This window comes from Kitasatospora sp. NE20-6, from assembly GCF_045862635.1.
This window is the reverse complement of sequence record NZ_BPRL01000007.1, coordinates 70,238-86,816: the sequence shown is the minus strand read 5'-3', so window position 1 is coordinate 86,816 and position 16,579 is coordinate 70,238. Positions and strand designations below refer to the sequence as shown.

Annotated in this window: 16 protein-coding genes; 14 read left to right on the top strand and 2 right to left on the bottom strand. The window is 73.0% G+C overall.

What is annotated here, in order from left to right:
• Window positions 1-23: 23 nt before the first annotated feature.
• Complete coding sequence (pyrE, locus tag SNE206_RS08750) at window positions 24-563, top strand: orotate phosphoribosyltransferase (protein WP_407912809.1); 540 nt, start codon at window positions 24-26, stop codon at window positions 561-563.
• A gap of 152 nt (window positions 564-715) precedes the next feature.
• On the opposite strand, the gene SNE206_RS08745 is transcribed toward pyrE, so the two are convergent.
• Window positions 716-1,429 (bottom strand): DedA family protein, encoded by a 714-nt coding sequence (locus tag SNE206_RS08745; RefSeq protein ID WP_407912808.1) that lies wholly within the window; start codon window positions 1,427-1,429, stop codon window positions 716-718.
• Window positions 1,430-1,695: 266 nt separating this feature from the next.
• On the opposite strand from SNE206_RS08745, the gene fbaA reads away from it, so the two are divergent.
• A complete protein-coding gene (gene fbaA / locus SNE206_RS08740) occupies window positions 1,696-2,718 on the top strand; it encodes a class II fructose-bisphosphate aldolase (RefSeq protein WP_407912807.1) in 1,023 nt (340 codons plus the stop codon).
• 106 nt (window positions 2,719-2,824) lie between these two features.
• On the opposite strand, the gene SNE206_RS08735 is transcribed toward fbaA, so the two are convergent.
• Window positions 2,825-3,565 carry a CGNR zinc finger domain-containing protein gene (locus tag SNE206_RS08735; RefSeq protein ID WP_407912806.1) on the bottom strand — a complete coding sequence of 247 codons (741 nt, stop codon included), beginning with the start codon at window positions 3,563-3,565 and terminating at the stop codon, window positions 2,825-2,827.
• Between the two features lie 247 nt (window positions 3,566-3,812).
• Here SNE206_RS08735 and SNE206_RS08730 point away from each other — a divergent pair, with 247 nt between their 5' ends.
• The 12 genes from SNE206_RS08730 (at window position 3,813) to aroA (ending at window position 16,498) form a co-directional block, all read left to right on the top strand.
• On the top strand, window positions 3,813-5,354 hold the full coding sequence (locus SNE206_RS08730; RefSeq protein ID WP_407912805.1) for a 4-hydroxyphenylacetate 3-hydroxylase family protein: 1,542 nt from the start codon (window positions 3,813-3,815) through the stop codon (window positions 5,352-5,354).
• Window positions 5,355-5,412: 58 nt separating this feature from the next.
• Window positions 5,413-5,910 carry a flavin reductase family protein gene (locus SNE206_RS08725; protein WP_407912804.1) on the top strand — a complete coding sequence of 166 codons (498 nt, stop codon included), beginning with the start codon at window positions 5,413-5,415 and terminating at the stop codon, window positions 5,908-5,910.
• Between the two features lie 20 nt (window positions 5,911-5,930).
• Window positions 5,931-6,950 (top strand): hypothetical protein, encoded by a 1,020-nt coding sequence (locus SNE206_RS08720; protein WP_407912803.1) that lies wholly within the window; start codon window positions 5,931-5,933, stop codon window positions 6,948-6,950.
• A gap of 157 nt (window positions 6,951-7,107) precedes the next feature.
• Window positions 7,108-8,655: an FAD/NAD(P)-binding protein gene (locus SNE206_RS08715; protein WP_407912802.1), complete on the top strand. Its 1,548-nt coding sequence runs from the start codon at window positions 7,108-7,110 to the stop codon at window positions 8,653-8,655.
• Window positions 8,656-8,752: 97 nt separating this feature from the next.
• Window positions 8,753-9,553 (top strand): class II aldolase/adducin family protein, encoded by an 801-nt coding sequence (locus SNE206_RS08710; protein WP_405012409.1) that lies wholly within the window; start codon window positions 8,753-8,755, stop codon window positions 9,551-9,553.
• A gap of 46 nt (window positions 9,554-9,599) precedes the next feature.
• Window positions 9,600-10,238: an NAD(P)-dependent oxidoreductase gene (locus SNE206_RS08705; RefSeq protein WP_407912801.1), complete on the top strand. Its 639-nt coding sequence runs from the start codon at window positions 9,600-9,602 to the stop codon at window positions 10,236-10,238.
• 138 nt (window positions 10,239-10,376) lie between these two features.
• Window positions 10,377-11,636, top strand: coding sequence for a multidrug effflux MFS transporter (locus tag SNE206_RS08700; RefSeq protein WP_407912800.1), 1,260 nt, complete (start codon window positions 10,377-10,379; stop codon window positions 11,634-11,636).
• Between the two features lie 217 nt (window positions 11,637-11,853).
• Complete coding sequence (locus SNE206_RS08695; protein WP_407912799.1) at window positions 11,854-13,239, top strand: class II 3-deoxy-7-phosphoheptulonate synthase; 1,386 nt, start codon at window positions 11,854-11,856, stop codon at window positions 13,237-13,239.
• Window positions 13,239-13,613 (top strand): chorismate mutase, encoded by a 375-nt coding sequence (aroH, locus tag SNE206_RS08690; RefSeq protein WP_407912798.1) that lies wholly within the window; start codon window positions 13,239-13,241, stop codon window positions 13,611-13,613. Before SNE206_RS08695 ends, aroH begins: the two co-directional genes overlap by 1 nt.
• Window positions 13,613-14,776, top strand: a complete 1,164-nt coding sequence (locus SNE206_RS08685; protein WP_407912951.1) for a prephenate dehydrogenase — start codon at window positions 13,613-13,615, stop codon at window positions 14,774-14,776. Before aroH ends, SNE206_RS08685 begins: the two co-directional genes overlap by 1 nt.
• Before the next feature lie 13 nt (window positions 14,777-14,789).
• A complete protein-coding gene (locus SNE206_RS08680) occupies window positions 14,790-15,263 on the top strand; it encodes a type II 3-dehydroquinate dehydratase (RefSeq protein ID WP_407912797.1) in 474 nt (157 codons plus the stop codon).
• On the top strand, window positions 15,260-16,498 hold the full coding sequence (gene aroA / locus SNE206_RS08675; protein WP_407912796.1) for a 3-phosphoshikimate 1-carboxyvinyltransferase: 1,239 nt from the start codon (window positions 15,260-15,262) through the stop codon (window positions 16,496-16,498). The genes SNE206_RS08680 and aroA overlap by 4 nt, the downstream gene beginning before the upstream one ends.
• The last annotated feature ends 81 nt before the right edge of the window (window positions 16,499-16,579 follow it).

Here is a 16,579-nt window from a genome sequence, read left to right as displayed (position 1 = left end):
CGCGGCCCCTAGACTGGCTGCTCATGAGCACTGAGGACCGCGACGCCCTGCTGGCGCAGATCAAGGACAAGGCCGTCGTGCACGGCAAGGTCACCCTCTCCTCCGGTCTGGAGGCCGACTACTACGTCGACCTGCGCCGCATCACGCTGGACGCCGTGGCGGCGCCGCTGGTCGGCAGGGTGATGCTGGACGCGACCGCGGAGCTGGACTACGACGCGGTCGGCGGTCTGACCCTGGGCGCCGACCCGGTGGCCGCCGCGATGCTGCACGCGGCCGCGGCCCGCGGCCGCACCCTGGACGCCTTCGTGGTGCGCAAGGCGGGCAAGGCGCACGGCCTGCAGCGCCGGATCGAGGGCCCGGACGTGAAGGGCCGCCGGGTGCTGGCCGTCGAGGACACCTCCACCACGGGCGGCTCCGTCCTGACCGCCGTGGAGGCGCTGCGCGAGGCCGGTGCCGAGGTCGTGGGCGTGGCCGTGATCGTGGAGCGCGGCGCGGCCCCGGCGATCGAGGCGGCGGACCTGCCGTACGTGACCGCCTACACCCTGGACGACCTGGGCCTCTGAGCCCGCGGGCCGCCGGGCCCCGGGGCTCCTGCCCCGGCGGGCCGTACGGCTCCGGACACGGCGACGGCCGGTGTCCTCCGCGTTCGTCGCGGGGGACACCGGCCGTCGGTGCGTCCGGGTGAGTGGGTCGGTGGGTCGGCCCTTGCGGTGGGTCAGCCCTTGCGGTGACGGCCGCCGGCGACCGGCTCGACCGGGGCGGACTCCTCGCCGCCGGCCTTCTTCTTCTTCCGCTCGCGCACGACCTCGACGAGGATCGGGGAGACGGAGACGAGGATGATCAGCGCCATCGCGGGGATCAGGTACTTGTCGATGACCGGGGCCATCGCGTCGCCGAAGAAGTAGCCGATGAGCAGCATCGACTCCGTCCAGAGCACGCCGCCGACGACGTTCCACACGAAGAAGGTCCTCGCGGGCATCTCCAGGGTGCCGGCGACCGGGTTGAGGAACGTCCGGACGATCGGGATGAAGCGGGCGATCACCACGGCCTTGCCCGGGCCGAACTTGTCGAAGTACTCCTCCGCCTTCAGCACGTACTCACGGCGGAAGATCTTCGACTCCGGCTTGTCGAACATCCTGGGCCCGAGCCTGGCGCCGATGAAGTGCCCCAGCTGGGCGCCGGCGATCGCGCAGATCGGCGCACCGATCAGCAGGACGGCGATCGGCAGCTTGGCACCCTCCCCGAGCACCGAGGAGGCGGCGCCGGAGGCGGCCACGCCGGCCAGGATGAGCAGTGAGTCGCCGGGGAAGAAGAACCCGACCAGCAGGCCGGTCTCGGCGAAGATGATCGCGAGGAGGCCGATGGCGCCCAGTGACGCGATCAGCGATTTTGCGTCAAGGAGATTGACGGCGAGCTGGTTGTAGTCCACGGGCGCAGGATAGCGCTCCGAAGTTGAGAGGAGCCTAAAGGGACCGGCCGTCCCGGCCCCGGCCCGCGGCTCCGGAGGGGGCCCGCCGTCCCGACTGGCGGGCCGTGGGTGACCCCGGCGGACGAGTCTGGGAAGATGGCCCAGGTGTCCGGCCCGCGGTCGAGGACCACCCTCTTCTCGTACCGCGATGCGCGCCGTGAACCAGAGGCGTATCGAGCATCGGACAGCGTCGTCCGATCGCCCCACACCGACAGGAGCGGATTCGCATGCCCATCGCAACTCCCGAGGTCTACAACGAGATGCTTGACCGGGCCAAGGCGGGCAAGTTCGCCTACCCGGCCATCAACGTGACCTCGACCCAGACCCTGCACGCCGCGCTGCGCGGCTTCGCCGAGGCCGAGAGCGACGGCATCATCCAGATCTCCACGGGTGGCGCGGAGTTCCTGGGTGGCCAGTACAGCAAGGACATGGTGACCGGCGCCGTCGCGCTCGCCGAGTTCGCGCACATCGTGGCCGCCAAGTACGACATCACCGTCGCGCTGCACACCGACCACTGCCCGAAGGACAAGCTGGACGGCTACGTCCGCCCGCTGCTGGCGATCTCCGCCGAGCGCGTGGCGAAGGGCCTGAACCCGCTCTTCCAGTCGCACATGTGGGACGGCTCCGCCGAGACCCTCGCCGACAACCTGGCCATCGGCAAGGAGCTGCTGGCCCAGGCGCGCGCCGCCAAGATCATCCTTGAGGTCGAGATCACCCCGACCGGCGGCGAGGAGGACGGCGTCTCGCACGAGATCAACGACGAGCTGTACACCACCGTCAACGACGCCGTCCGCACCGCCGAGGCCCTGGGCCTGGGCGAGCAGGGCCGCTACCTGCTGGCCGCGTCCTTCGGCAACGTGCACGGCGTCTACAAGCCGGGCAACGTCGTGCTGAAGCCGGAGCTCCTGCGCGAGCTGCAGGACGAGCTCGGCAAGCAGTACGGCAAGACCGACCCGTTCGACTTCGTCTTCCACGGCGGCTCGGGCTCCACCGCGGAGGAGATCGCCACCGCGCTGGAGAACGGCGTCGTGAAGATGAACCTCGACACCGACACCCAGTACGCCTTCACCCGCCCGGTCGTGGACCACATCTTCCGCAACTACGACGGTGTGCTGAAGGTCGACGGCGAGGTCGGCAAGAAGAACACCTACGACCCGCGCACCTGGGGCAAGCTGGCCGAGGCCGGCATGGCCGCCCGCGTGACCGAGGCCGCGCAGCAGCTGCGCTCGGCGGGCACCCGCCTCAAGTAGGGCCCAGCAGCACCGGCCCGCTCCGCGCGGGCCGCGCACGACCTGACGGCCGTGCCCCCGGGAGACCTCTCCCGGGGGCACGGCCGTCGTCGTGCTCCGGCGCGGGTCAGCCGACCGCGACCCGGGCGCCGCCGCCCGGCGCGGCAGGCTCGCCGCGGGCCCGCCGGTAGTGCCGGGCGGCCTTCGCCCGGTTGCCGCACCCGGCCATCGAGCACCAGCGGCGCATGCCGTTGCGCGAGGTGTCCAGGAACCACAGCGGGTGGTGGTGCGGGCCCGCGCAGCTGCGGATGCGGTCCGGGGCGGTGCCGAGCAGCTGCAGGTAGTCGTCGAGGGCGAGCCAGCCCGCGAGCCACGCCGGGTCGTCGACCTCCACGGTGGTGGCCGGGCCGGCCTCGGTGAGCCGGTAGCGCAGGGTGCCCAGGCCGAGCAGCCGGTTGACCTCGCGGACGGCGTCCGGGCCGGCGGCGGCCTCCCCGGGGTGCTGCCGTCCGCCGGGCGGGGCGACGGCGGCGAGCAGCACCTCGCGGACGTGCCGGGTCGCGGCGAGCCCGGTGCCGTCGGCCGGGCACAGCCCGGTGAGGCCCGCCGACGACAGCCAGACGCGGTAGCCGTCGAGGCCGTCGAGCAGGTCGGCGGGGCCGGCGGCGGCGTCCCAGCGGGTGTTGAGCAGGTCGAGGGCGAGGGGTTCGCCGGGCAGGGGGCGCCGGTCCGCCGGGTCGCAGGTGCGGACGGCGGCGCCCGCGGGTCCGTGCCAGCGCGCCTCCGGCCGTCCCGCGCCGAGCGCGAGGTCGAGCAGGGTGACCCGGGCGTCCGCCAGGGCCGTGAGCGGTGTGCCGTGCGCGCGCATGGACTCCCCCGGCCGGCCGGGCCGCCGGCCCGGACCCTCCGGGCGGGCACTGCACGCGCAGTGCGGCGGCTCCCGGCCAGTCTGGCGCCGGGGCCCCGCGGGCCGGAACGGCCGCACGCCCGGTGTGCGCGCAACGGTCAGAGGCCGTGCGCGCCTCCATAACTGACCGGCGGGAATCTTTTCTAGCTTCGGAGGTGCCAGACCCGGACACGCAGATCCGAACGCCCGATGGGGAGAGTGAAGCACGATGGCTCAGGCCGAATCTGACCTGGCACAGCCGGGCGCCGAGGCGCCCAACGACCTTCTGACCGGCGATGCCTACCTGGAGAGCCTGCGTGACGGGCGCCAGGTGTACATCGACGGCGAGCTGGTCAAGGACGTCACGGAGCACCCGGCGTTCCGCAACGCGGCCCGCTCGATGGCGCACCTCTACGACGCGCTGCACCACCCGGACACCAAGGACATGATGACCACGGTCGACCGGTACACCGGCGCCCGGGTGCACCGGTTCTTCACCCCGGCCCACTCCGCGGACGACCTGGTCAAGGCCCGCGACGCGATCGAGCACTGGGCCCGCCTGAGCTTCGGCTTCATGAACCGGACGCCGGACTACAAGGCCTCCTTCATGGCCGGCCTGGCCGTGACGCACTCGTTCTACGAGCCCTTCGGCGACAACGCCCGTGCCTGGTACGAGAAGTACGCCCGCCAGGGCCTCTCGATCAGCCACGCGATCGTCAACCCGCCGGTCGACCGGCACAAGGCCGCGCACGACATCCCGGACGTCTACCTGAAGGTCGTCGAGGAGCGCGACGACGGCATCGTCGTCGAGGGCGCCAAGCTGATGGCGACCGCCTCGGCCCTCACCCACGTGGCGTTCGTCGGCCAGATCCACCTCGCCAACCTTGAGAAGGGCAAGGCCGAGGACATGGCCCTGGCCTTCATGGCGCCGCTCAACACGCCCGGCATGAAGGTGATCTGCCGGCCGTCGTACGAGAAGAAGGCCAACAGCCCGTTCGACAACCCGCTCTCCAGCCGGTTCGACGAGAACGACGCCGTCCTGGTCTTCGACAAGGCGTTCATCCCGTGGGAGAACGTGCTGATCTACCGGGACACCGAGAAGATCCACCAGTACTTCCCGCGGTCCGGCCTGCTCAGCCGCGGCTTCTTCCAGGGCGCGATCCGGATGGCCGTGAAGCTGGAGTTCATGGCCGGCATCCTCGACCGCGGCACCCGCCTCAACGGCACGGACAAGTTCCGCGGCGTGCAGGCCGGCCTCGGCGAGCTGCTCGCCTGGCGCCACCAGACCTGGGCCGTCACCACGGCCATGGCGATGGACCCGGAGGCGGGCGAGGGCGGCACCGTGCTGCCGCGCATGGACTACTCGGCCGGCTACCGGGCACTCGCCCCGATCAGCTGGGACCGCACCCACAAGTTCTTCGAGGAGCACCTGGCGGGCGCGCTGCTGATGACGCCCTCCAGCCACCTCGACCTGCAGAACCCCGAGCTGCGCCCGCTGTTCGACCGCTACTACCGCGGCTCGGGCACCACGGCGGAGGAGCGCGCCAAGCTGTTCAAGCTGGCCTGGGACGCGATCGGCTCCGAGTTCGGCGCCCGCCACGAGCTGTACGAGCTCAACTACGCGGGCGGCCCGGACCAGGTGCGCCTGGACACCCTGAACTGGACCCGGGCGGCCGGACTGCTCGACCAGTACGGCGACTTCGTGCAGAAGGCCATGGACGACTACGACCTCGACGGCTGGCGCAACGGCCGCTGGGCCGAGACCGACTGATCCGGCCGGTGCGGGCGGCCGCCCCGGCGGCCGCCCGCCTCGCTCACAGGAGGCGGTAATGAACCACGATCTACGCACTGTCATGCGTCACTTCGCGACCGGTGTCTGCGTCGTCAGCACCTACACGGACGGTGCCGAGGGGCGCCGGCACGACGCCATCACGGTCAACTCGCTGACCTCGGTCTCGCTGGACCCGGCGATCATCACCCTCTGCTTCCGGCACGACTCCCGCTTCCTCGCCGATCTCCGGACGGCCGGGGTGTGGGGCGTGTCGATCCTCGACCGCGAATCCGAGGGCCACGCACGGGCGTTCGCCAAGGACCCGGAATCCCGCCAGGCCTCGATGGCCTCCGCCGCGCACAGCTTCGGCGACGCCACCGGCGTGCTGCTGCTGGAGGCGGCCGGCTGGATGGAGGTCGCGTACCGCGACGAGCTCGTCATCGGCGACCACGTGATGGTGATCGGCGAGGTCGTGCGGCTCGGCGCCGCCGACTCCACCGCGCCGCTCATCTTCCTGCAGGGCGGATTCCACACCCTCGAACTCACCCGTTCCTGATCTACGGAGATCGCACCACCATGAGCAAGAACCGCTACAAGAGACCCCTGATCGCCTCGTCGGCCGCGGCAGCGCTGCTCGGGACCGCCGCACTGGTGGCCCCGACCGCGACCTCGGCCAGCGCCGCGGTCGACACCACACCGGTGAAGGTCTGTCTGACCGGCACCACGAGCACCACGAACGAGGTCAACGTCACGCTGCCGAAGGTCGCGGTCGAGCCGGTGCTCCAGTCGACCCCGTCGTACCTCGGCCCGTGCGCCGCGTACGGCACGCCGAGCGCGCTGGGCAACGGCAACGTGCGGACGTACGCCCAGCAGGACGCGACCGGCAAGCCGCTCTCGATCGGGTTCGTCTTCCCGAAGACCACCCTGCAGAACCTGCCGACCACGATGACGGACCAGCACCACTGCTTCGACATCAACGGCAACGGCGTCGTCGACGAGCACACCGAGTGCATGGGCGGCCACGAGCGTCCGCTCGACCTGCCGGCCGCGCTCACCGGCTCCTCGGGCATCCCGTACAAGTGGGCGCTGCTGAACTTCAACTCGATGGGCCACGGCCCCGAGGGCATCTACGACACCCCGCACTTCGACTTCCACTTCTACGTGCAGCCGAAGGCCGAGCGGGACGCGATCCGCCCCGGACCGTGCGCGCTCGCGATCAACTGCGAGGACTTCGCCACGGCGACGAAGCCGATCCCGGCGCCGTACCTGCCGGCCGGCTACGTCGACAACGGCGTGGCCGAGGTCGCGATGGGCAACCACCTGATCGACCAGAGCTCGCCGGAGTGGCACGGCACGCCGTTCACCCAGACGTTCATCTACGGCGCCTACGACGCGAAGATCAGCTTCCTGGAGCCGATGATCACGAAGGCGTACTTCGACGGCCTGGCCTCCGGCGCGAACCCGAGCACGTGCTTCCCGATACCCCAGCCGCAGGCCTGGCAGGTCTCCGGGTACTACCCGAAGAACTACTGCATCAAGTACCGGGCCAACCGCGGCGACTTCACCGTCTCGATGGAGAACTACCAGCACAGCTGAGCCATCCCACCGGCAGGGCTCTCCCCCGTCCTGCCACAGGCCCGGCACCCGGGGGACACCCCCGCTCCCGGTGCCGGGCCACACCCACAGGCCGTTCGGATACTCGGAGGAGAGCGCATGGACGGCGCCGGACATCCACGAGTGGCAGGAATCTGACATGTCATCGGCGATCTCACTCGCAGTCATCGGAGGCGGGGCCTCGGCGGTCTGCCTGATCGATGCCCTGGCCCAGCGGGACACCGCCCCGGGCAGCATCACGGTCTTCGAGCCCTCGCCGCACCTGTGGCGGGGCCGGGCGTACCAGTCCGACACCACGACGGTCCGGGTCAACGCGACCCCCGACGACATGTCGGTCCGGGCCGGGGACTTACGGCACTTCGAGCGCTGGCTCATGACCCGCGACCGCATCCTCGGGCTCCCCGAGGGCACCACCGGACTCGATCCGAAGGCCGGCGCCCGGTTCGCACCGCGCACCGAGTACGGGGAGTACCTGGAGCAGACCGCGCACGCGGCGCTCGCCAAGCTGCGGCTGCGCGGCTGGCGGGTCGACCTGGTGAGCGAGTCCGTGACCTCGGCGAACCTCGCCGCCGGGCGCGCCATGCTGCGCACCAACGAGGGCCGGGTCCGTGCCTTCGACTACGCGGTGCTCTGCGTCGGCGGAGACAGCCCCAAGGACGTGTACGGGCTCAACGGCAACCAGGGATTCGTCGCCGACCCGTACCCGATCACCCAGAAGCTGCAGGCCGTCGGCCCCGACCAGCACGTCGCGGTGGTCGGCAGCGGCCTGACCTCCGTCGACATCATCATCTCGCTGGCCTCCCGCGGCCACCGCGGCCGGATCAGCCTGCTCTCCCGCCGCGGCATGCTGCCGGGCGTCCGCCAGAAGCCGGTGCACTTCGACCTGAAGCACGTCACCCCGGAGCGGATGCAGCGGCTGTCGAAGCGCCAGACGAGCCTGCGGATCGCCGAGATCGCCGACCTCATCGGCAAGGAGTTCGCCGAGGCCGGCGCCGACCTGACCGCCGTGATCGAGGAGATCACCGGCGCCCACCGCGAGGACCCGGTGGAGCGGCTGCGCCGCCAGCTCTCCGAGGTCGACTCCCCCGACCTCGGCCTGCGCATCCTGCAGCGGGCCGTGCCCGACACCGGCCCCGACATCTGGCCGCTGCTCTCCGAGCGCGACAAGGTCGAGCTGCTGCGCACCCACTACCGCACCATCATGAGCCTCTGCTGCCCGATGCCGCCGAGCAGCGCCAACGAGCTGCTGCGCCTGGCCGACGAGGGCCGGCTCTCGATCATCTCCGGCCTGCAGGACATCTCCGCGGCCCCCGACGGCGGCTTCACCGTCGAGACCTCCGAGCAGGAGGCGTTCCGCGCGGACGTCGTCATCAACGCCGTCAACGCCTCCGAGGGCAAGATCCCGAACGCCGCCGCGCCGCTGGTCAACTCCCTGACCCGCAACCGGCTCGCGGACCGCCACCCGCACGGCGGCCTGCACATCGCCCGCGCCACCAGCCGCCTCGCGGTCGAGGGCAGGCCCGAGCCCCGCTGGTACGCGCTCGGCAACATCGCCGCCGGCACGCTCTTCTTCACCTTCGGCATCCCCTCGCTGGTCGACCGCAGCCAGGACATCGTCCGCGCCGTCCTCGCCCACTCCGACCGGATCGCCGGCCTGCGCGCCGAACGCGTCCTGCAGCACGCCTGACACCGCGGCCCCGCCGCACGAGCACCCGTACCCGCACCGCACCGCACCGCACCCGCACGAGCACCCGCACGAGCCACAGCCGAAGGAGAGCACCCCCGTGACCACGACCACCCCGAGCTACCTCGCGGACACCGCCACCGGTCTGCCGCTGCCCGGCGACGCCGCGTTCGCGAGCCCGGCCGAGGAGCGCAGGCACCGCAAGCAGCGGCTCGCCGCCTCGCTGCGCCTCTTCGGCAAGTACGGCTTCGGCGAGGGCATCTCGGGCCACATATCCGTCCGGGATCCGGAGCTGCCCGGCCACTTCTGGGTCAACCCGTTCGGTGTCTCCTTCAAGCGGGTGACCGTCGGCGACCTCATCCTGGTCGACTCCACCGGCGCCGTGGTCGAGGGCCGGCACAAGGTCAACCCGAGCGCCTTCGTCATCCACTCCGCCATCCACGACCTCAACCCGGACGCGGAGGCCGCCGCACACGGCCACACCGCGCACTCCCGGGCCCTGGGGTCGCTCGGCCGGCTGCTGGACCCGATCGACCAGGAGTCGGCGGCGTTCTACGGCAAGCAGGTGCTGTACGGCGAGTACGAGGGCCCCTCGGTCGCCGTCGAGCAGGGCCGCGACATCGCCGAGAAGCTCGGCGACAACCGGGCGATCCTGCTGCGCCACCACGGCCTGATCACGGTCGGCGGGTCGCTGGAGGAGGCCGTGCACTGGTTCTTCACCTTCGACAGCTGCGCCGAGGTGCAGCTGCTCGCCCTCGCCGCGGGCACCCCGGAGAGCTTCACCCACGAACAGGCCCTCTCGGCCGGCGCCGGCTTCGGCGACGCCCAGCTCGGCCGCTTCAGCTTCCAGCTGCTCTGGGACGAGATCGTCCACGAGCAGCCCGACCTGCTCGACGAGTGACGACCCGTCGGGCACCCGCACCCGCACACGACACGGAGGAGTGGTCATGAAGGTTCTGCTGTTCGGTGCCACCGGCAACATCGGCCGTGCCATCGCCGCCGAACTCGCCGCCCGCGGGCACGAGGTCACCGGCGTGACCCGCTCCGCAGGCGCCGGCACCGGCTCGGCCGTCCCGCTGGTCGCCGGTGACGTCGCCGACGCCGAGCAGGTGGCCGAGCTCGCCCAGGGCCACGACGTGGTCGCCTCCGCGGTCGGCCCGCGGATCGGCGCCGACGACGACCGCACCATCATCCTCGGCGCCGCCGACGGCCTGATCGGCGGCCTGCGCAAGGCCGGCCTGCGGCGCCTCGTCGTGCTCGGCGGCGCCGGCAGCCTGCGCGCCGCCGACGGCACCCGGGTCGTCGACGACCCGCACTTCCCCGAGCTGTGGAAGGCCAACGCCCTCGCCCAGATCGAGGCGCTCGGCCGCTACCGCGAGGCCGACGACCTCGACTGGACGTACATCTCGCCGGCCAAGCTGATCGAGCCGGGCGAGCGCACCGGGGTCTACCGGCTCAGCGGCGACGACCTGCTCGTCGACGCGGAGGGCCGGACCCGGATCAGCATCCCGGACTACGCGGTCGCCTTCGCCGACCAGATCGAAGGCGGGCAGGCCCTGCGGACCAGGGTCTCCGTCGCCTACTGACGGACGACCTGCCCCCGCGTACCGCGGACCGCCGGCCCCCACCCGGCGGTCCGCACCTCGAATCGGCACCATCGGCCCGTACGGGCGCCGGCCCCACCCGGCGCCCGGCGGGCCACCATCCGGAGGGAACCGAACACCATGTCATCCACCGACGCCAGGGCCAAGGGCGGGGGCGCGGTCGTCGCCATCCTCGGCGCACTCACCGCGCTCGGCCCGCTGTCCAACGACACCTACCTGCCCGGCCTGCCCGACCTCACCCACGACCTGAACGCCAGCGCCTCGGCGGGGCAGCTCAGCCTCACCGCCTGCCTGCTCGGCCTCGGCTTCGGGCAGCTCTTCGCCGGCCCGATCTCGGACGCCGCCGGCCGCCGCAAGCCGCTGCTGTGGGGCCTGGCCGTCTACACCGTGGCGGCCCTGCTGTGCGCCGTCGCGCCGAACATCTGGCTGCTCGTCGCGCTGCGCGCGGTGCAGGGCCTCGGCGGCGCGGTCGGCATCGTCATCGCCGCCGCGATCGTCCGCGACAAGCACGAAGGCGCCGCGGCCGCCAAGTACTTCGCCCTGCTGATGCTGATCACCGGCCTGGCGCCGGTGCTCGCCCCGGTGGCCGGCGGCCAGCTGCTGCGCTTCACCTCGTGGCACGGCATCTTCACCCTGCTCGGCATCCTCGGTGCGCTCATGCTCGCCGTCGTCGCCGTCGCCCTGCCGGAGACCCACCCGGTCGCGAGGCGCCGCACCGGCGGCCTGCGGGCCACCGGTCCGGTCTTCCGGAAGCTGCTGTCGGACCGCGTGTTCGTCGGCTACAACCTGGCCTGCGGCCTGGCGTTCGCGGCGATGTTCGCCTACATCGCCGGCTCGCCGTTCGTCCTGCAGGACATCCACGGCATGTCGCCGCAGGGCTTCAGCGCGGTCTTCGCGGTCAACGCCGCCGGCCTGGTGATCGCCGCGCAGATCTGCGGCCGGATCGTGCACCGCACCGGCCCGCGCGCGCTGCTGGCCACCGGCCTCTCCGGCTCCGCGGTGGGCGGCCTCGGCCTGCTGGTCACGGTGCTCGCCGGCGGCGGTCTCGTGCCGCTGCTCGTCGCGCTGTTCGTGGTCGTCTCCAGCGTGGGCCTCGTCATGCCGACCGCGACCGCGCTGGCCCTCCAGGACCACGGCGACTCGGCGGGTTCGGCGGCCGCCCTGCTCGGCCTGTCGCAGCACGTCATCGGTGCGGCCGTGGTGCCGCTGGTCGGTCTCGCCGGCGAGAGCACGGCGGTGCCGATGGGCATCGTCATCGCGGTGCTGGGCGTCGGCGCCCTCGGCTCGTTCGCGGCGCTGACCCGCGGGGCGGCCGCCCCGGCCGCCCCGGCGGCCGCCGGTGTGCCGGAGGCCGTCGCCGAGCAGGCCGCGCACGCCTGATCCTCCCCGGCCGCCCCGCCCGGCACCCGCCCGGCGGGGCGGCCGCACCCCTCCTCCTCGCCCGCCGTCCCCCCTGCTGCGCCGCAGCGCCCGCCGTGCCCTGCCGCGCCCCGTCATGCCCGTCATGCCCGTCATGCCCCGGAACCACGGAACACCGCTCCCCTCGGTTGCCGTCACGCCCAGCCGCACGTTTCCACTTCACGAGCCGGAGATCGCCATGCCGTTCGGAACCTCGACCCAGACCCTGCCCCGGGAGGAGTCCTGGCGGACCCTGCCCGCCGCCCAGCAGCCCGACTGGCCCGATCCAGAGGCGCTGGAGGAGGTCTACGACGAACTGCGCACCTACCCGCCGCTGGTCTTCGCGGGCGAGTGCGACAACCTCACCGCGCGCCTGGCCGCCGTCGCCCGGGGCGAGGCGTTCCTGCTGCAGGGCGGCGACTGCGCGGAGACCTTCGACGGCGTCTCCGCCGACCAGATCCGCTCCAAGCTGAAGACCATGCTGCAGATGGCCGCCGTGCTCACCTTCGGCGCCTCCGTGCCGGTGGTGAAGGTCGGCCGGATCGCCGGCCAGTACTCCAAGCCCCGCTCGCAGCCGACCGAGACCCGCGACGGCGTCACCCTGCCCACGTACCGCGGCGACTCGGTGAACGGCCTGGAGTTCTCGGCGGAGGCCCGCACGCCGGACCCGAAGCGGCTGCTGCGGATGTACCACCACTCCGCGGCCACCCTCAACCTGGTGCGCGCCTTCATCTCCGGCGGCTACGCCGACCTGCGCGAGGTGCACTCCTGGAACCAGGACTTCGTGCGCACCTCCCCGGCCGGGCAGCGGTACGAGCAGCTCGCCGAGGAGATCGACTCCGCGCTGTCGTTCATGCGGGCGTGCGGGGTCGACCCGACCGAGCTGCACCGCACCGAGTTCTACACCAGCCACGAGGCGCTGATCCTCGACTACGAGTGCGCGCTCTCGCGGCTCGACAGCCGCTCCAACGAGCGGTACGACGTCTCCGGGCACATGATCTGGATCGGCGAGCGCACCCGTCAACTCGACGGCGCGCACCTGGAGTTCGCCTCCAAGGTGCGGAACCCCATCGGGGTGAAGCTGGGCCCGACCACCACGGTCGACCAGGCCCTCACCCTGATCGACCGGCTCGACCCGAAGCGCACCCCCGGCCGGCTGACCTTCATCACCCGCATGGGTGCGGAGAAGATCCGCGACCTGCTGCCCGACCTGGTCGAGAAGGTCACCGCCGAGGGCGCCCAGGTCGCCTGGGTCTGCGACCCGATGCACGGCAACACCTTCACCGCGTCCACCGGCCACAAGACGCGCAGCTTCGACGCGGTGCTGGACGAGGTCGGCGGCTTCTTCGACGTGCACCGCGGCCTCGGCACCCACCCCGGCGGCATCCACGTGGAGATCACCGGCGACGACGTCACCGAGTGCGTCGGCGGCGGCTTCGGCCTGGTCGCCGAGGACCTCCACCAGCGCTACGAGTCGGCCTGCGACCCGCGCCTCAACCGCAGCCAGTCGCTCGACCTCGCCTTCCTCGTCGCCGAGATGTACCGCGGCCGCGGCACCTCGTCGAGCAGCCGGGCGGTGCGCTGATGCGGGCCGTCCGCGGGGCCGTTCAGGTCGACCGGGACGACCCGGGCGAGGTCATGGAAGCCACCCGGCTGCTGCTGGAGGAGATCATGGCGGCCAACTCGCTCGTCCACGACGACCTGGTCTCCATCCTCTTCACCGCCACCCCCGACCTGCGCAGCGGTTTCCCCGCCCGCGCCGCCCGCGACCTCGGTCTCACCGACGTGCCGCTGATGTGCGCCCAGGAGCTGGACATCGACGGCGGCCTGCCGCGCACCGTCCGGGTGCTGGTGACCGCCGAGACCCCGCTCCCCCGCGACCGCGTCCGCCACGTCTACCTCGGCGGCGCCCGCGCCCTGCGGCCCGACCTGGCGGAACGCATGGCAGGTGCCCGGTGATCCGTACCGCCGCCGTGGTCGGGGCGGGCCTGATCGGCACCTCGGTCGCGCTGGCACTGAGCAGACGCGGGGTGCTGGTGCACCTCATCGACACCGACGCGGACGCCGTCCGCACCGCCGTCGCACTCGGCGGCGGTGTGGACTGCGCGCCGGAACAGCCCGTCGACATCGCCGTGCTGGCGGTGCCGCCGAGCTCGATCGGCCGGGTGCTCGCCGAGCATCAGCGCCGCGGGCTCGCCCACACCTACACCGACGTGGCCAGCGTCAAGCACGAGCCCGAGCTGGCCGTGCTCGACGCGGCCCCCGACCCGACCAGCTTCGTGGGCGGCCACCCGATGGCCGGCGGCGAGCGCTCCGGGCCGCTGGCGGCATGCGCCAACCTCTTCGAGGGCCGCACCTGGGTGCTGACCACGTGCTCGCACACCTCCCGCGAGACGCTCAACCGGGCCCTGGCCGTGGTGGCGATGTGCGGGGCCGTACCGGTGGTCATGGAGGCCACCGCGCACGACCGGGCCGTGGCCCTGGTCTCGCACGCCCCGCACGTGGTGGCGGCGCTGATGGCGGCCCGGCTGGAGCACGCGCCCGAGGAGGCGTCCCGGCTGGCCGGGCAGGGCGTGCGCGACATGACCCGGATCGCCGGCGGCGACCCCGGCCTGTGGGGCGACATCCTGGAGGCCAACGCCACCGCGGTCGCGGACGTGCTCGCGGAGTTCGCCGACGACCTCGCGACGACCGTGACCGCGCTGCGCAGCCTCGCCGAGGTCGACGCCGCCAAGCGGGCGGAGGAGATGACCCGCGTGATCGACCTGCTCGGCCGCGGCAACGCCGGCCGGGCCCGCCTGCCCGGCAAGCCGGGAGCGGCGGGCGGCGCCCTGGTGCCCGTGGTGATCGGCGACCGTCCGGGCGAGCTGGCGCGGCTGTTCGCCGCCGTGCACGAGACGGGCATCAACGTCGAGGACGTCTCCATCGACCACTCCACCGGCCGGCCCAGCGGCCTGGTCGAACTCGTGGTGTCGACCGACACGGCCGGTCTGCTCGCCGACCGGCTGCTGGCCGCGAACTGGACCGTCCAGCGGATCCGCCCGGTCTACCCGACCGCGACCGCGCGGCCGTACGGCGGCCCGGAGCGCGAGACCCCCGCACGGCTCTCCGTGCCGGGCTGACGGAGGACCGGAGATGACCCTGGTCCACGTCCTCGGCGGACCCAACCTCGACCGGCTCGGCCTCGCCGCGGACGGCCCGGACGGACCCGGCGCCTACGCCGCGCTCGTCCGGCTCTGCCAGGACACCGCCGGGGCCCTCGGCCTGCGCGCCGTGGTGCTGCGCACCGAGAGCGAGGCCGAGCTGGTCGGCTGGCTGCACCGGGTGGCGGCGGAGCGCGTGCCGCTGGTGCTCAACCCGGCGGCCCTCACCCACTGCTCGTACCCGGTGCGGGACGCCCTCGCGCTGCGCCGGGCGCCGGCGGTCGAGGTGCACCTGTGCAACCCGTACGCGCGTGAGCCGTTCCGGCGGATCTCGGTGCTGTCCGACGTGGTCGACGGCACCGTGACCGGCCTCGGGCCGGACTCCTACCGGCTCGGCCTGCACGCCGTCGCCCGCCTCGCCGGGGCGGGCGCCCCCCATCAGGAGCGTCAAGGAGCCAGCGCGTGACCACCACCGCCCGAGGGGCGACGGCCCGCATCCCGGGGTCGAAGAGCATCACCAACCGGGCGCTGCTGCTGGCCGCGGCCGCCCTCGGCCCGAGCCTGCTGCGGGCGCCGCTGGTCAGCGACGACACGGTGGCCTTCCGGCAGGCCCTGGAGGCGCTCGGCGTGCCGGTGACCGGGCAGGACGACGGCTGGCGGGTCACCGGCACGGGCCGCGGCCCGCACGGCCGGGCCCGGATCTGGTGCGAGGACGCCGGCACCGCCGCCCGGTTCCTGCCGGTGCTGGCGGCGGCCGGGTCGGGCCGGTTCGAGGTGGACGGCACCCCGCAGCTGCGGGCCCGCCCGCTCGGGCCGCTCGCCGACGCGCTGGTGCGGCTCGGCGCCGGCGTCACCGCCGGCCCGGACGGCGGCCTGCCGCTGGTGATCACCACCACCGGCCTGCAGGGCGGCGAGATCGCGCTGGACTCCACCACGAGCAGCCAGTACCTGACCGGCCTGCTGCTCTCCGCCCCGCTGATGCGCACCCCGCTGACGGTGCACGCGGCGGGCCTGGTCAGCCGCCCCTACATCGACATGACGGTCGCGCTGATGCGCCGCTTCGGGGCCACCGTCGAGGAGGGCCCGGGCGGGAGCCTGCGGGTGAGCGGCGCCTACCGGGCGACCGACCTGCGGATCGAACCCGACGCCTCCACCGCGTCGTACGTGTTCGCGGCGGCCGCCGTCACCGGCCGGTCGGTGACCGTGCCCGGGCTGGGCCGCGACAGCCTGCAGGGCGACCTGCGCTTCGTGGAGGTGCTGCGCCGGGCGGGCGCCCGGGTGGAGATCGGCGCCGAGGACACCACGGTGACCGGCACCGGGCCGCTGCGCGGCGGTTTCGACGTCGACATGGGCGACATCTCGGACACCTTCATGACGCTCGCCGCGATCGCCCCGCTGGCGGACGCGCCGATCACCGTGCACGGCATCGCGCACGCCCGGTGGAAGGAGTCGGACCGGATCGCCGCCGTGGCCGGCAACCTGCGCACGCTGGGCGTCGAGGTGACCGAGGGGCCGGACCGGCTCACCGTGCACCCGGGGCCCGTCCGTCCGGGCCTGATCGCCTGCCACCGCGACCACCGGATCGCGATGTCCTTCTCGGTGCTGGGCCTGCGGGTACCGGGCATCACGCTGGACGACCCGGCGTGCGTGGGCAAGACCTTCCCGGAGTTCCACACGGAGTTCGGCCGGCTCTTCGGCTGACGGCACGGGCCGCCGTCCCGGACGGCACCACGACAGGAGGGGCGCCACCCGCGGCGGGTGGCGCCCCTCCTGTCGTGGTGC

Coding starts and splice junctions, on each gene's coding strand:
- pyrE (WP_407912809.1), top strand. CDS start 24: ATGAGCACTGAGGACCGCGACGCCCTGCTGGCGCAGATCAAGGACAAG.
- fbaA (WP_407912807.1), top strand. CDS start 1,696: ATGCCCATCGCAACTCCCGAGGTCTACAACGAGATGCTTGACCGGGCC.
- SNE206_RS08735 (WP_407912806.1), bottom strand. CDS start 3,565: ATGCGCGCGCACGGCACACCGCTCACGGCCCTGGCGGACGCCCGGGTC.
- SNE206_RS08730 (WP_407912805.1), top strand. CDS start 3,813: ATGGCTCAGGCCGAATCTGACCTGGCACAGCCGGGCGCCGAGGCGCCC.
- SNE206_RS08725 (WP_407912804.1), top strand. CDS start 5,413: ATGAACCACGATCTACGCACTGTCATGCGTCACTTCGCGACCGGTGTC.
- SNE206_RS08720 (WP_407912803.1), top strand. CDS start 5,931: ATGAGCAAGAACCGCTACAAGAGACCCCTGATCGCCTCGTCGGCCGCG.
- SNE206_RS08715 (WP_407912802.1), top strand. CDS start 7,108: ATGTCATCGGCGATCTCACTCGCAGTCATCGGAGGCGGGGCCTCGGCG.
- SNE206_RS08705 (WP_407912801.1), top strand. CDS start 9,600: ATGAAGGTTCTGCTGTTCGGTGCCACCGGCAACATCGGCCGTGCCATC.
- SNE206_RS08700 (WP_407912800.1), top strand. CDS start 10,377: ATGTCATCCACCGACGCCAGGGCCAAGGGCGGGGGCGCGGTCGTCGCC.
- SNE206_RS08695 (WP_407912799.1), top strand. CDS start 11,854: ATGCCGTTCGGAACCTCGACCCAGACCCTGCCCCGGGAGGAGTCCTGG.
- aroH (WP_407912798.1), top strand. CDS start 13,239: ATGCGGGCCGTCCGCGGGGCCGTTCAGGTCGACCGGGACGACCCGGGC.
- SNE206_RS08680 (WP_407912797.1), top strand. CDS start 14,790: ATGACCCTGGTCCACGTCCTCGGCGGACCCAACCTCGACCGGCTCGGC.